The following is a 15,056-nucleotide window of genomic DNA, read 5'->3' as shown; positions in this document are numbered from 1 at the left end:
CCCCTCGTCCCGGCGACTCCCGGACGTCTCTCCGTCCTCTCCGGTAAGTCTTCAGGGACTGTCCCGAGCGGCCCCCCAACTCCCTTTGAGCACAAGTACGATGACGTCTGATCAGTCGTTGATCGGATGTCTGCTGACTCAGACTCGAAATGTCTGCCTCGGCAGCAAGGGGATCGAGGGAGCACATGTCGTCCTACTTCACCGACCTGGCCCGGCAGTACATCGGCGGGGAGTGGCGCCCGGGCACCGGCTCCTGGGACATCATCGACTTCAACCCGTACGACGGCGAGAAGCTGGCGTCCATCACCATAGCCACGGTCGACGAGGTCGACGAGGCCTACCGCGCGGCCGAGCGCGCCCAGAAGCAATGGGCCTCGGTCAACCCGTACGCGCGCCGCGCCGTCTTCGAGAAGGCCCTGCGTCTCGTCGAGGAGCGCGAGGCGGAGATCACCGAGATGATCATCGCCGAGCTCGGCGGCACCCACCTCAAGGCCGGCTTCGAGCTCCACCTCGCCAAGGAGTTCCTGCGCGAGTCGATCCAGCTGGCGCTGCGGCCCGAGGGCAGGATCCTCCCCTCGCCGATCGACGGCAAGGAGAACCGCGTCTACCGGGTGCCCGTCGGTGTCGTCGGTGTGATCAGCCCCTTCAACTTCCCCTTCCTGCTCTCCCTGAAGTCCGTCGCGCCGGCCCTGGCGCTGGGCAACGGCGTGGTCCTGAAGCCGCACCAGAACACCCCGATCGTCGGCGGCTCGCTGGTCGCCAGGATCTTCGAGGACGCGGGGCTCCCCGGCGGCCTGCTCAACGTCGTGATCACCGACATAGCGGAGATCGGCGACGCCTTCATCGAGCACCCCGTCCCGAAGGTCATCTCCTTCACCGGTTCCGACAAGGTCGGCCGGCACGTCGCCACCGTCTGCGCCTCGCACTTCAAGACCGCGGTCCTCGAACTCGGCGGCAACAGCGCACTGGTGGTCCTGGACGACGCCGACATCGACTACGCCGTGGACGCGGCGGTCTTCAGCCGGTACGTGCACCAGGGCCAGGTCTGCATGGCCGCCAACCGCGTCCTCGTGGACCGCTCGGTCGCGGACGAGTTCACCGAGAAGTTCGTCGCCAAGGTCAGGACGCTCAAGGTGGGCGACCCGAGCGACCCGCGGACGATCATCGGCCCGGTCATCAACTCCTCCCAGGCGGACGCGATCACGGGCGCCGTCGACCAGGCGATCGCCGAGGGCGCCACCGCGCTCGTGCACGGCACCGCCACCGACAACCTGGTCGAGCCGACCGTCCTGACGGACCTGCCGTCCGACTCCGGCATCCTCCGGCAGGAGATCTTCGGCCCGGTCGCGCTCCTCGTCCCCTTCGACGGCGAGGAGGAGGCCGTACGCATCGTCAACGACACCCCGTACGGGCTCAGCGGCGCCGTCCACACCGCCGACGTCGAGCGCGGTGTCTCCTTCGCCAAGCAGATCGACACCGGCATGTTCCACGTCAACGACGGCACCGTGCACGACGAGCCGCCGGTCGCCTTCGGCGGTGAGAAGCACTCGGGCATCGGCCGCCTCAACGGCGAGGCGACGGTCGAGGCGTTCACCACGCAGAAGTGGATCTCGGTGCAGCACGGGCGGAGTCTCTTCCCGTTCTGAGGGGGGCCGGAAGGGGAGCGGTCCGCGGAGCGGGAGGCCCGTCAGCCGGCGGGCGGGTGACCGGGTCATAACCTTGGGCGCATGTCAGCGATCCGTCTGCTGGTGCTGGGGGCCGTGCGCCAGCACGGGCGGGCCCACGGTTACCAGGTGCGCAACGACCTCGAGTACTGGGGCGCGCACGAGTGGTCCAACGCCAAGCCCGGCTCGATCTACCACGCGCTCAAGCAGATGGCGAAGCAGGGACTGCTGCACGCCCACGAGATCGGGCCGTCCACGGCGGGCGGCCCCCCGCGCACCGAGTACGAGATCACGGACACGGGTACCGAGGAGTACCTCACGCTGCTGCGCCGGTCGTTGACCGCGTACGACCAGAAGCCCGACATCCTCTCGGCCGCGCTCGGCTTCATGGTCGACCTCGGCCGGGCGGAGGTCCTCGGCCTCCTTCGGGAGCGGGTGCGCGCCATCGAGGAGTGGCGCACGTCCGTCACCGGGTACTACACCCCCGAGGACGGCCCCGGACAGCTCGGCCACATCGGCGAGATCGTGAACTTCTGGGTCCACTCCGCCGACTCCGGCGCGCAGTGGACCCGGGGGCTCATCGAGCGGATCGAGGGCGGCGCGTACACGTTCGCCGGCGAGGGCCCACCCTTCGTCGGCGTGCTGGGGGAGGGCGAGGAGAACCCGTACGCGACGGGGGCTCCGCACCCCGGCGACCGCACCTAGCGCCGCCGCGGCGCCCAGCCGGAACGGTGCGCGGGCACCGTTCCGTCCCGCCAGGGGGCTGCCGCCGCCTGGACCCCCGCTCGCCCGAAGGGCTCGTCCTCAAGCGCCGGACGGGCTGAAGATCCGCAGACCAGGCCGGCACCATCAGCCCGTCCGGCGCTCGAGGACGAGGCCGTCCAGGCCGATAGGGGGTCTGGGGGCGGAGCCCCCAGGGATGGGAACGGCGCGCCCCCGCACGCGTCGTCAGTGGTGGAAACCGGTCGCCGCCTGCTTGTCACGGGTCCATGGATGCGGCTGGCGGCGCAGCTGGGGCACCAGCCGGGTCAGGTCCTCCATGAAGAGGTCGGCGAGGTCCGCCGAGAAGCCGTTACGGCACACCACCCGCAGCACCGACAGGTCCTCCCGGTTGGCCGGGAAGGTGTACGCGGGCACCAGCCAGCCGTTCTCCCGCAAGCGCCGGGACACGTCGAAGACGTCGTACGCGCTCACGTGGGGCGCCGTCGTGAAGGCGAAGACGGGCAGTTGGTCGCCCCGGGTGATCAGGCGGAAGTCCTCCAGCTCCTCGATCCGCCGGGCGAGCCCGCGGGCCAGGTCCCGGGTCGTCTGCTGGACGGCCCGGTAGCCCTCCCGGCCCAGCCGCAGGAAGGTGTAGTACTGCGCCGCGACCTGTGCGCCGGGCCGCGAGAAGTTGAGCGCGAAGGTCGGCATGTCGCCGCCCAGGTAGTTGACCCGGAAGACGAGCTCCTCCGGCAGCTCGGCCGACGACCGCCACAGTGCCCATCCGACACCCGGGTAGACGAGCCCGTACTTGTGGCCCGAGGTGTTGATCGACGACACCCGCGGCAGCCGGAAGTCCCAGACCAGGTCCGGGTCCAGGAAGGGGGCGATCATCCCGCCGGACGCCCCGTCGACATGGACGGGGATGTCCAGGCCCGTACGCTCCTGGAGCCGGTCGAGGGCCGCGCAGAGGTCCGCGATCGGCTCGTAGGACCCGTCGAAGGTGGAGCCGAGGATCCCGACGACGCCGATGGTGTTCTCGTCGCACAGGTCGGCCGCCGCCTGCGGGTCGAGGTGGAACCGGTCGCCCTCCATGGGTACTTGGCGGGCCTCGACCTCCCAGAAGTTGCAGAACTTCTCCCAGCAGACCTGGACGTTCACCCCCATGACGAGGTTGGGGCGCGCTCCCGGGTACCGGTCCGCGTTCCGCAGCGTCCAGCGTCGCTTCAGCGCCATCCCCGCGAGCATGCACGCCTCGCTCGAACCGGTCGTGGAACAGCCCACGACGGCCCCGGGATCGGGCGCGTTCCACAGGTCCGCGAGCATGGACACGCAGCGTCGCTCCAGCTCGGCGGTGCGCGGGTACTCGTCCTTGTCGATCATGTTCTTGTCGAGGCACTCCCCCATCAGCACCCCGGCCTGCGGCTCCATCCAGGTGGTGACGAAGGTGGCGAGATTCAGCCGTGCGTTGCCGTCCAGCATCAGTTCGTCGTGGACCAGCTGGTAGGCGATCGTGGGCGTGAGCGGCCGGTCCGGAAGCCGGTGCTTGGGCGGGGCCTCGGTCATGTCGCCGAGCGGATTCGCGTCGCCGAAGAAGGGGTTGACGGACATCGGTCGCTCGTCGGGCTTCTCGGGGCCTTTGTGGAGCGGCATGAGCTCTCCCATCGCGTCTGAGGGTCCTGCGGGGTCCTGTGAGGTGCTGTGAGGTGCTGTGAGGTCAACGAACGGCGGTTCCGTCCCGTTGGAGCTGCATCTGCGGTCTGCCGGTCACCAGCAGCCAGGCCGGCAGGGACGCGATGCACAGCAGGGCGAGGATCGTGGGAGAGGCGACCAGGACGGCCGCCGTGAACAGACTCATCCAGCCCTGCCGGGTGATCGCGAGGAGCATGCCCAGCACCCCCGCGGACACGCCGAGAGCGGGCGGGACCGCGGCGACGAGCGCATGGGCGAGCAGGCCGAACGCGGCGCCGATGAAGACGGCCGGGAAGATCCGGCCGCCCCGGAAGCCGCAGGACGCGGCGACGACCAGGGCGGCGAGCTTCACCACCGTCATCGTGGCGAACTGCCCGGCCGACCAGCCCTCGGGGTTCCTGGCCAGCTCGCCCACCTCGTCCAGCCCCTTGAAGAGCGTCAGATGCCCGCCCAGGGCGCCCAGCAGGCCGAGGACGAGCCCGCCGAGCGGGAGGGCCAGCATGGGGTGCCCGAGCCGGGAGAAGGCGCCGTGGACGTACGGGAAGGCGTAGACCGCTGCCATGCCGAGCAGCGCCGCCGCGGAAGCGACCACGAGCGCGGCCAGGACGTCGCCCCCGCGGGGCGGTCCGAGCGGGGGCAGATGGAGGTCGAAGGTCGGATGGGCCACCAGGGCGGTCGTCGTGGCACCCGTGGCGGCGGCCGTCAACGGCGCGAACAGGTTGTCCCACAGCTTGCCGTCCAGCTGTTGTCCGGCGAGCGCCTCGGAGATGACCAGTGCCGCCGCGACCGGCGTCCCGAACAGCGCGCCGATCGTCGCCGCCTCGGCCAGCGCCGCCCACAGGCCACCAGGCAGCCGTGGTGCGAGTCTGCGGCCCAGCCAGAACGCGAGTGCGATATTGGTGGCGATGATCGGGTTCTCCGGTCCCAGACTCGGACCGCCGGCCAGCATCAGCGCGGTCGCCACCAGCAGGCCGGGCAGCACGGAGGGCGGCATCGGGGGCGCCGAGAGCCCGACGGTCGCCGGGTCGGGGCCCGCGTGGCCCGGGACCTTCCACACCACCAGACCGACCAGGACGCCCGTCGAGGTGAGGACGACGAGCATCCAGAGCACGGAGTACCGGCCGACCCCCAGCGACTCCGGGAGGCCGTTCCAGAGCACCCCCTGGAGCTTCTCCGCGAGCGCGCTCACCCCGAGGAACAGAAGGCTGGCCGCGACGCCGACGACGAGTGCCGGGACGATCAGCGGCAGCAGCGCCCGCGCGGGGGTCGCCGGGGCGGAGGCATGTGCCTGCCGGGCCGCGTCGTGGGTCACGCGGTCACCCTAAGCGGGCAAACCGGACACCACATCCGGAGTGGCGTCGCGCGGAATTCCCGCTTGCACCTCACGTGACGTCAGGGGCCAGGCTGAAGGGCGTACGGAGGAAGGAGCGGAAGTGAGCTATTCGGTGGGCCAGGTCGCCGGTTTCGCCGGGGTCACGGTGCGCACCCTGCACCACTACGACGAGATCGGCCTGCTCGTGCCGAGCGGGCGCAGCCACGCGGGGCACCGGCGCTACGGCGACACCGACCTCGACCGGCTGCAGCAGATCCTGTTCTACCGGGAACTCGGCTTCCCGCTCGACGAGGTCGCGGCCCTGCTCGACGACCCGGAAGCGGACCCGCGCGCGCATCTGCGCCGCCGGCACGACCTGCTGACCGCCCGGATCGAGAAACTGCGGAAGATGGCCGCGGCCGTGGAGCACGCCATGGAGGCACGCACGATGGGTATCGATCTCACGCCCGAGGAGAAGTTCGAGGTCTTCGGGGACAAGGACCCCGAGGCGCACGCCGAGGAGGCCGAGCAGCGCTGGGGAGGCACCGAGGCGTACGCCGAGTCGCAGCGCCGCGCCGCCCGCTACACCAAGGACGACTGGAAGCGCATGCAGGCCGAGGTGGCTTCCTGGGGCGTGCGCTACGACGCCCTCATGGAGGCCGGTGAGCCCGCGACCGGTGAGCGCGCCATGGACATGGCCGAGGAGCACCGGCTCCACATCACCCGGTGGTTCTACGCCTGCTCGTACGAGACACATCGGGGTCTCGGCGAGCTGTACGTGGCCGACGAGCGGTTCAAGGAGTTCTACGACTCCATGCGCCCGGGACTGGCCGAGCACCTGAAGGAGGCGATCGCGGCGAACGTCAGGCGGCACGGAGGCTGACGGCGCCTGTCCCGCGGGTCCCCGGTCGCGGACGTGTTCTCCGGTTCCCCGTGGCTCACAGCTTTGTGCCAGTGGGACCACAGTGCATGCTGGGGACATCCGTGGAACCTGGCGTGGACACAATGCGTTGATAGCTTTGACCGCCGTACCAGGACGCCGCCTCTTCCTTCACCCCTCAGGAGCCCGGAACCGTGACGACGCTCGCCCTCGGTCCAAGCTGGCTGGATCCGAACACGCTCCTGGAGAACTTCGGCATCTGGGGCCTTCTTCTCGTCGTCTTCGCGGAGTCCGGCCTGCTCATCGGCTTCTTCCTGCCGGGCGACTCGCTGCTGTTCACCTGCGGTCTGCTGATCACGTCGCACCGGCTGGACTTCCCCCTGTGGGGAGCCGTCGCCCTGATCTGCGTCGCCGCGATCCTCGGCGACCAGGCGGGTTACCTCTTCGGCAAGAAGGTCGGCCCCTCGCTCTTCACCCGCCCGGACTCCCGCCTCTTCAAGCAGGAGAACGTGGTCAAGGCCCACGAGTTCTTCGAGAAGTACGGCCCCAAGTCCCTGGTCCTGGCCCGCTTCGTGCCGATCGTGCGGACGTTCACGCCGATCATCGCGGGCGTCAGCGGCATGCGGTACCGCTCCTTCATCACGTTCAACATCATCGGTGGCGTCCTGTGGGGCGCGGGTGTCACCCTGCTCGGCTCCTGGCTCGGCAACATCGCCGTCGTCAAGGACAACATCGAGGCGATCCTGATCCTGATCGTCCTCGTCTCGGTGGTCCCGATCGCCATCGAGTTCCTGCGGGCGCGCTCCAAGGCCAGGAAGAACCCGCCGGAGCCGGAGGCCCCCCAGGGCCCGGTCGCGTACCAGCAGCAGCCCACGGCCCCCGTCATGGACGACGCCACGCGCCCGCTGCGGATGCACCAGCCGCAGCAGGGCCAGGACCCGTACCAGCAGGACCCGTACCAGCAGCAGGACCCGTACCGGCAGGACCCGTACCAGCAGGATCCGTACCGGCAGCAGGACCCGTATCAGCAGGGCCGCCAGGAGCCGGGGCGGCACCAGCGGGACCAGTACGCCCAGGGCCAGGGACACCAGCAGCAGGACCCCTACGGCCAGGGCCGGCGATACCCGCAGCAGCAGCCCCAGCAGCCCCAGCAGCCGTACGGCACCCAGGACCAGGGCTACTACCAGGGCCACGACCAGAACTACGGCGGCCACCGCGACCAGGGACACGGCCACGGCCAGGGCCAGGGCCAGAACCACGATCAGGGCCAGGCCTACCCGCCCCAGCAGTACCCGCAGGACTACCCGCAGCAGCCGTACGACGAGCAGCAGAACCCGTACCACCAGGGCTACCCCCGGGGCTGAGCCCGGGAACACCGCCCCGGAAGGGGTGTGGGGGCTCAGAAGCCCCTGGTCCGCTTGGCGGCCCGCCGCCCCGCGGCGGAGCCGCCGGGCACCCGCAGGAACAGCCGGGAGATCTCCGACCCCAGGTTCACCCCGATCGCGATGGCCATCGCGAGCGCGGCGGCCTTGGTGAGGGACACCAGCCCCTTGTCGACGTTGTTCTGGGCGATGGACAGCAGCCCGAAGTAGGTGGCCGAACCGGGCAGCAGGGGCCCGATCGCGGCGGTCGTGTACGGCAGCGCGGAGGCGAAGCGGTAGCGGGACAGAAGCTGCCCGAAGAGACCCACCAGGCCCGCCGCGACGGCCGTCGAGGCGACCGGCGAGATGCCGCCCGGGTAGTGCATCGCCCCGTAGACCGACCAGGCCACCCCGCCGTTGAGGGTGACCGCGAGGACGGTGGACCGTTCCTGCTGGAGCAGGACCGCGAAGGTCAGGGACAGCAGCATGGACGCGGCGATCTGCACCAAAGGCCGCTCGGAGATGCTCAGGGCCTGGTCCGGGTTGAGCTGGGCGTCGAACTTCACGCCGAAATACAGCACCACCAGGACACCGACGACGATGCCCACGAAGAGGTACATGACCTCCAGCAGCCGCGCGGACGCGGTGATGTAGAAGCCGGTCAGCCCGTCCTGCACGCCGGCGACGAGCGCCCGCCCGGGCAGCAGCGCGAAGAGCCCACCGGTGATCACCGCGGACGCCTTCACGTCGACGTGCGCGAGCTGGAGCGCGACCCCGATCGCGGCCGGCGGCATCGCGGCCACCGTGAACTGGTAGAACTCCGGCAGCCCGCGCCCGGCGCACAGCCACGCGAGCCGGTCACCGAGCATCGCGCCCAGCGCCGCGGCGACGAACACCACGGCGTCACCGCCGACGAGCACCGAGGCCGCGCCCGCGAGCAGCCCGCTGGAGCCGGTCAGCACCCAGCCGGGATACGGGTGCCGGTTGCGTCGCATCTCGGCGAGCCGCCGGTAGGCGTCCTCCAGGGAGATCCCGGTCTCGGTGTCGCTCAGGTCGTCGACGAGCCGGTAGACGGCCGCCAGGCGTGTGTAGTCGGTGCCCCGGCGGCGTACCGTCCGCGAGGCCGTCACCGGATCGTCCACCAGGGACGGCTGGTGCGAGATCGACAGCAGTGTGAAGGTGACGTTCGGCTCGCAGCGGTCCAGGCCGTAGGAGCGGCAGACGGCGAACATGGCCGCCTCCACGTCCTCGGCACCCTCGCCGCCCGCGAGCAGCAGCTCGCCGATACGCAGCGTCAGGTCGAGCACGCGCGGGACGGCGGGCCCCGACTCGTCCTCCTTGTGCACCAGCTCGGGTGCCGGGCGCTCGGCCACGGGCATGCGCAGCATCGTGCGCATCCGGTCCTGCCAGGGCACGTCCTTGGTCAGACTGACGACGGGGACGCCGGTCGCCGGCGTGAAGGCCGGCGGCGCGTGCCGTGCGCTGTAGGTGCGCGGCGTGCTGAACGCCGACCCCTCGGAATCCGCGCCCGCCGGCTCCGGCGGCGCCAGCCCCTTGGGGATCGCGAACTCCGACGTGGTCCCCGACTCGTCCTCGACCGCCTGCGCCACGCCGTCCGGCTGGACGAAGGCACTCCTCGCCTCGTCCGACTGCGGTTTGCGGTCCTCCGCTTCCGTCACCCACTGCTCCCGACTGCACAGGTCCCGTACGCCCCAGTATGCGCACTGATACACGAACGGGCCGCGCCACCCCGGCAGGGGTGGCGCGGCCCGCGGAACTCAGGAGGGATCAGTGACCGCCCTGCTCCTTGAGTCGCTTGTAGGAACGCTCGATCTCGGCCTCGGCCTCCGTGCGGCCCACCCAGTTGGCGCCCTCGACGGACTTGCCGGGCTCCAGGTCCTTGTAGACCTCGAAGAAGTGCTGGATCTCCAGGCGGTCGAACTCCGACACGTGGTGGATGTCGCGCAGGTGCTCCACCCGCGGGTCGTGCGCCGGGACGCACAGCAGCTTGTCGTCGCCGCCGGCCTCGTCCGTCATACGGAACATGCCGATGGTGCGGCACTGGATGAGGCAGCCCGGGAAGGTCGGCTCGTCCAGGATGACCAGCGCGTCCAGCGGGTCGCCGTCCTCGCCGAGCGTGTTCTCGACGAAGCCGTAGTCGGCCGGGTAGCTGGTCGAGGTGAAGAGTCGACGGTCCAGGCGGATCCGACCGGTCTCGTGGTCCACCTCGTACTTGTTCCGCGAACCCTTCGGAATCTCGATCGTGACGTCGAACTCCACCGCTGGCTCCTCCATGATCAACACATAGTTCTGGTGGTTAAGTGTCCCTCACGCAGGTGTGTGATCGCGAAAGGGGCTGGTGGTCGTGCCAGAGCTGAGGGCTTGGCGGGCCGCGAGACCGCATGTGCTGCGGGTCGCGCGGGCCGTTCAGCCGCGGGTGACGCGGGTCGCGCGGTCCGTACGTCCGCAGCTGGTGCGGGTCGCTCAAGCCGTGCGGCCGCGCTCCGGGAGGATCACGACCCCGCAGCTCACGGCCGTGGCCGCCGCCGCGGGCCTGGCGCTCGCGGCCGGGGCGGTGGCCGTGGCCGGTCCCTGGGACTCCACCGGTCAGCGTACGGCGGAGCGCGACTGGGCCGCATCGCGGGACCAGCAGGGTGGCGCAGATCACGGGCGGAACGCCGATACGTCCCCTACGTCGCCGGCGCCCGCGCCCAGCGCCGCGTCCGTGCTCACCGGCCTCGGCAGCACCACGTCCGTGGCGCCCGCCCCGGACGGGAAGGCCCTCGCGGCCACCCTCGACCGGCTCCTGGGCGTGCCCGAGCTCGGCGCCCGGCGCACGGCCGTGGTCGTCGACGTCGCGACCGGCAGGCGGCTGTACGGCAAGGAGGCCGCCACGGCGCAGACCCCGGCCTCCACCACCAAGATCGCCACCGCGGTCGCCGTGCTCTCCGCCGCGGGCGCCGACCACCGCCTCACCACCCGCACGGTGCTGGAGCCCGGCACCAAGGAGGTCGTCCTCGTCGGCGGCGGCGACCCGACCCTGACCGCCCGCAAGGACGCCGGGGAGTGGGCGAGCCTGCGCACCCTCGCCGACGACACGGCGAAAGCGCTGAAGGCCCGTCACCTGGACCGCGTGACGCTCTCGTACGACACCTCGCTCTACTCCGGTCCCGCCGTGCATCCCATCGGCCCCAACCCCAACCTCGCGCCGGTCAGCGCCCTGACGGCCGACGAGGGGCGTACCGACGCCTCCACCAGTGGCCCGGCCGAACGCACCGCGGACCCGGCGGCGGACGCCGCCGGCACGTTCGCTGACCTGCTGCGGGCCAAGGGCATCGACGCCACGTCCCCCGGCCCGTCGCGAGCCACCAGCGGCTCGCAGGCCCTCGCCTCGGTCTCCTCACCGCCCCTGTCCGCCCTCGTGGAGCGGATGTTGACGAACAGCGACAACGACATCGCGGAGGCCATGGCGCGTCAGGTCGCCGTCGCCACGGGACGGCAGCCGAGCTTCGGCGGCGGCGCCGGGGCGATCGACGCGCAGCTGCGGAAGCTCGGACTCCCGCTGTCCGGGGCGCACTTCACGGACGGCAGCGGCCTGAACCGCGACGACCGGCTGACGGCGGACCTGCTCACCGCCCTCCTGGTGAAGGCCGGTGACCCCGCCCGGCCCGAGCTGCGCCCGGTCCTGACCGGCCTCCCGGTCGCGGGCTTCACGGGCACCCTCAGCGACCGCTACACCGACGACTCCTCCGGACCCGGTGTCGTGCGCGCCAAGACCGGCACCCTGACCGGGGTGAACACCCTGGCGGGCACGGTCGTGGACGCGGACGGCCGGCTGCTGGCCTTCGCCTTCCTGGCCTCCGGCACGTCCGATCCCATGGCGGCCCAGTCGGCCCTGGACGACACGGCCTCGACACTGGCGGGCTGCGGCTGCCGCTGAGGACCGTCCCGTGATCCCCGGCGGCCGCACGACGACGGTGACGGGGCCCGGCCGCGCGGTCGGGTCGCCCGAACACACCCGGTACGAGGACGACCCTCCGCCTTCCGCCTTCCGCCTTGCGACGCACCGCGTCCGACGTCGCGCGCCGATCACCGCGGCCTACGGGACAGCGCCTGCGCCGTGACCGGACACGGCCGGCGCGAAGGGCGCGAAGGGCCAGGACCCGACCCGGTGTCGCGGCGGAGGCGATCCGACGTGGGCCCCCGGGGACCCGGACCGGGCCCGGCCGGACGCGCCGACGGGTCCGGGCCCCCTCAGCCGCACGAGCCCCGGCAGCCCCGGGCGGGGGACTCATCCGGCGCCGCACCCCTAACCGCAGCCGGATCCCCTCACGTACGGTTGACGCATGACGAGCATCGGTGGTGCTGCATCTACTGGGATGGTCGACTGGAATCTCGCGGTGGCGACCGCGACACGGCTCGTGCGGCCAGGCCCCGACGTGAGCCGCGACGAGGCCCGGGAGGTCGTCGCGGAGCTGCGCAGGCACGCGAAGGCCTCGGAGGCGCACGTCCGGGGCTTCACGCGGATGGGCACGGAGGACACCCACGACACCCCCGTGCTCGTGGTCGACCGCCCCGGCTGGGTGCGGGCGAACGTCGCCGGGTTCCGGGAGGTCCTCAAGCCCCTGCTGGACAAGATGCAGGAACGCCGGGGGAGCGGCCCCGGCGGAGCCGTCCTCGGCGCCGTCGGCGGCAAGGTGACCGGCGTGGAGCTGGGCATGCTGCTGTCGTTCCTGTCGTCGCGGGTCCTCGGCCAGTACGAGACCTTCGCCCCCGCGACCCGCGAGCTGCCCGCCGGGGAGAACGGCGGCGGCAGGCTCCTGCTGGTCGCGCCGAACATCGTCCACGTGGAGCGCGAACTCGACGTGGAGCCCCACGACTTCCGCCTCTGGGTGTGTCTGCACGAGGAGACCCACCGCACCCAGTTCTCGGCCGTGCCCTGGCTGCGGGACCACCTGGAGGGCGAAATCCAGTCTTTCTTGGCCGAGACCGAGGTCGACCCCATGACGGTCCTGGAGCGCATCAGGGAGGCGGCGCAGTCGCTCGCGGGCGGGCGGCCCGAGGGCGAGGAGGACGAGGGCCGCTCACTGGTCGAGATCGTGCAGACGCCCGCCCAGCGGGAGATCCTGGCCCGGCTGACGGCCGTGATGTCGCTCCTGGAGGGGCACGCGGACTTCGTCATGGACGGCGTGGGCCCGGACGTGGTCGCGTCCGTCGGGGAGATCCGCGAGAAGTTCCAGCAGCGCCGGGCCAAGGGTGCCTCGCGCCTGGACCTCGCCCTGCGCAAGCTGCTGGGTCTGGACGCCAAACTGAAGCAGTACAGGGACGGCGAACGGTTCGTGCGCGCGGTCGTCGAACAGGTGGGCATGGACGGGTTCAACCGCGTGTGGACTTCACCGAACACGCTCCCGACAAAGACGGAGATCGCCAAACCGGCGGACTGGGTCGCGCGGGTGCACCGCAGGACGGATTCGTGAACCCTACGACGAGGTCGTGAAACGAATCCGGCCGACGGCAGGTGAACGCCCCTCCAATCACCCGTCCGAGGGACCGTGGGCCATGCGTAGGCGTGCAATGCTCGGGGAACGGCCTGTTTCTGTCACCATCGACACACTCTGAGTGACCGAAACTCGGGCTCACCCCCCGAAAACTTCATGAAGGGAACCGGACATGGGTCCCCATCCTGCGGTCGCGGCGATACGCCTGGCGGTCCGCCGCGTACTCCACGACATCCTCACCGACCACACCCGACCCCCAGGCGAGCCCTCCCCGCTCGGCCCGCTCGTGCTGGTCGCCTGCTCCGGCGGCGCCGACTCCATGGCGCTCGCCTCGGCCCTCGCCTTCGAAGCCCCCAAACTCGGTGTCCGCGCCGGCGGCATCACCGTGGACCACGGTCTGCAGTCCGGTTCCGATCTGCGCGCCGACGACGTGGTCTCTCGCCTCGTCGAGCTGGGCATGGCGCCCGTCGAGTCCCTCGCCGTGACCGTCGGCCGCGACGGCGGCCCCGAGGCCGCCGCCCGCGACGCCCGGTACGCGGCCCTGGACGCCGCCGCAGAGCGCCACGGCGCCGCCGCGGTCCTCCTCGGACACACGCGCGACGATCAGGCCGAGACGGTTCTGCTGGGCCTCGCCCGCGGCTCCGGCATCCGCTCCCTGTCCGGCATGGCCGAGGTCTCGGGGGCCGGCGGCCGTTACCGGCGCCCTTTCCTGCACCTCGACCGGCAGACCGCGCGCAAGGCCTGCATGGCCCAGTCGCTGCCCGTCTGGGACGACCCGCACAACGCCGACCCCGCCTACACCCGCTCGCGACTGCGTCACGAGGGTCTGCCCGCCCTGGAGAAGGCGCTGGGCAAAGGGGTGGTCGGAGCCCTCGCGCGTACGGCCCAGCTCTCCCGTGACGACGCCGACGCCCTCGACGCCTGGGCCCGTCAGGCCGAGGCGTCCGTACGGGACACCGCGGGCCTGCTGGAGTGCGCCAAGCTCTACGCCCTGCCGCCCGCCGTACGCCGCCGCATCCTGCGCCGGGCCGCCATCGAGGCGGGCGCCCCGGCCGGTTCGCTGTTCGCCCGCCACATCGAGGAAGTCGACCGGCTGATCACCGGCTGGCGCGGTCAGGGAGTCATCAATCTCCCGGGCAAAGTCGTCGCGCAGCGGCAGGGTGGCAGACTGGTGATTCGGCAAAGCTGAACCGAGCCCCCTCCGGAGAGGGCCGGGACAGCCGGTGGGACGACCGAAAGTGATGCGGGTGGACGCGAAAGACATGGGCACCGACCTCAAGTCGGTGCTCATCACCAAGGAAGAGATCGACGCGAAGCTGGTCGAGCTGGCCGCGAAGGTCGACGCGGAGTACGCGGGCAAGGACCTGCTGATCGTGGGGGTGCTCAAGGGTGCCGTCATGGTCATGGCGGACCTCGCGCGTGCGCTGTCCACCCCCGTCACCATGGACTGGATGGCGGTGTCCTCGTACGGCGCGGGCACCCAGTCCTCCGGTGTGGTGCGGATCCTCAAGGACCTCGACACCGACATCAAGGGCAAGCACGTCCTGATCGTCGAGGACATCATCGACTCCGGGCTGACCCTGTCCTGGCTGATCTCCAACCTCGGCTCCCGCGAGCCCGCCTCCCTCAAGGTGTGCACGCTGCTGCGCAAGCCGGAGGCGGCCAAGGTCGCGATCGACGTCGAGTGGGTCGGCTTCGACATCCCGAACGAGTTCGTGGTCGGGTACGGCCTGGACTACGCCGAGAAGTACCGCAACCTCCCGTTCGTCGGTACGCTCGCGCCTCACGTCTACGGCGGCTGAACCCCCGAGTCCCGGTCTTCGTAAGACGATCGGGAACCCCAGCGGGTTTCGCGCCGTTGGAGCATGCGTGGGCGGGATTGTCAGTCGTCCCCTGCGGCTTCGGGTGACAATGCTGGGGTACCGTCCGAAGAACAGTCTTTCTAAG

12 protein-coding genes are annotated in these 15,056 nt (G+C 71.1%); 8 read left to right on the top strand and 4 right to left on the bottom strand.

The window, feature by feature from the left end:
- Nucleotides 1–185: 185 nt before the first annotated feature.
- Together OG199_RS19805 and OG199_RS19800 are read left to right on the top strand one after the other, a co-directional pair.
- Nucleotides 186–1,646: an aldehyde dehydrogenase family protein gene (locus OG199_RS19805; protein WP_405830545.1), complete on the top strand. Its 1,461-nt coding sequence runs from the start codon at nt 186–188 to the stop codon at nt 1,644–1,646.
- Nucleotides 1,647–1,727: 81 nt separating this feature from the next.
- Nucleotides 1,728–2,369: a PadR family transcriptional regulator gene (locus OG199_RS19800; RefSeq protein ID WP_405830544.1), complete on the top strand. Its 642-nt coding sequence runs from the start codon at nt 1,728–1,730 to the stop codon at nt 2,367–2,369.
- A 243-nt stretch (nt 2,370–2,612) separates the two neighbouring features.
- Here OG199_RS19800 and OG199_RS19795 read toward each other — a convergent pair whose 3' ends face one another.
- A complete protein-coding gene (locus OG199_RS19795; RefSeq protein WP_356809039.1) occupies nt 2,613–4,019 on the bottom strand; it encodes a glutamate decarboxylase in 1,407 nt (468 codons plus the stop codon).
- 64 nt (nt 4,020–4,083) lie between these two features.
- Entirely contained in the window at nt 4,084–5,370 is a 1,287-nt protein-coding gene (locus OG199_RS19790; protein ID WP_356809038.1) for an ion channel protein, read from the bottom strand.
- A 121-nt stretch (nt 5,371–5,491) separates the two neighbouring features.
- Between OG199_RS19790 and OG199_RS19785 the strand changes: the two genes are divergently transcribed.
- The gene (locus OG199_RS19785) at nt 5,492–6,253 is read left to right on the top strand and encodes a MerR family transcriptional regulator (RefSeq protein ID WP_405830541.1); all 762 of its coding nucleotides are present in this window, start codon (nt 5,492–5,494) and stop codon (nt 6,251–6,253) included.
- Between the two features lie 191 nt (nt 6,254–6,444).
- Nucleotides 6,445–7,614 (top strand): VTT domain-containing protein, encoded by a 1,170-nt coding sequence (locus OG199_RS19780; RefSeq protein WP_405830539.1) that lies wholly within the window; start codon nt 6,445–6,447, stop codon nt 7,612–7,614.
- Between the two features lie 35 nt (nt 7,615–7,649).
- Here the strand turns inward: OG199_RS19780 and OG199_RS19775 are convergent, their stop codons facing one another.
- Nucleotides 7,650–9,290 (bottom strand): threonine/serine exporter ThrE family protein, encoded by a 1,641-nt coding sequence (locus OG199_RS19775; protein ID WP_401803898.1) that lies wholly within the window; start codon nt 9,288–9,290, stop codon nt 7,650–7,652.
- 109 nt (nt 9,291–9,399) lie between these two features.
- Nucleotides 9,400–9,891: an inorganic diphosphatase gene (locus OG199_RS19770; protein ID WP_168529311.1), complete on the bottom strand. Its 492-nt coding sequence runs from the start codon at nt 9,889–9,891 to the stop codon at nt 9,400–9,402.
- A 79-nt stretch (nt 9,892–9,970) separates the two neighbouring features.
- Between OG199_RS19770 and dacB the strand changes: the two genes are divergently transcribed.
- From dacB to hpt, 4 genes are all read left to right on the top strand, one after another.
- On the top strand, nt 9,971–11,551 hold the full coding sequence (gene dacB / locus OG199_RS19765) for a D-alanyl-D-alanine carboxypeptidase/D-alanyl-D-alanine-endopeptidase (RefSeq protein ID WP_405830537.1): 1,581 nt from the start codon (nt 9,971–9,973) through the stop codon (nt 11,549–11,551).
- 406 nt (nt 11,552–11,957) lie between these two features.
- Nucleotides 11,958–13,088 carry a zinc-dependent metalloprotease gene (locus OG199_RS19760; protein ID WP_401803894.1) on the top strand — a complete coding sequence of 377 codons (1,131 nt, stop codon included), beginning with the start codon at nt 11,958–11,960 and terminating at the stop codon, nt 13,086–13,088.
- A gap of 193 nt (nt 13,089–13,281) precedes the next feature.
- Nucleotides 13,282–14,298, top strand: a complete 1,017-nt coding sequence (gene tilS, locus OG199_RS19755) for a tRNA lysidine(34) synthetase TilS (RefSeq protein WP_356805988.1) — start codon at nt 13,282–13,284, stop codon at nt 14,296–14,298.
- A gap of 52 nt (nt 14,299–14,350) precedes the next feature.
- Nucleotides 14,351–14,911 carry a hypoxanthine phosphoribosyltransferase gene (gene hpt, locus OG199_RS19750; RefSeq protein WP_266706139.1) on the top strand — a complete coding sequence of 187 codons (561 nt, stop codon included), beginning with the start codon at nt 14,351–14,353 and terminating at the stop codon, nt 14,909–14,911.
- Nucleotides 14,912–15,056: the final 145 nt, after the last annotated feature.

It is taken from the genome of Streptomyces sp. NBC_01176 (assembly GCF_045039825.1).
GTDB lineage: Bacteria > Actinomycetota > Actinomycetes > Streptomycetales > Streptomycetaceae > Streptomyces.
The sequence above is the reverse complement of the archived record's forward strand: the minus strand, read 5'-3'. Positions and strand labels throughout refer to the sequence as shown.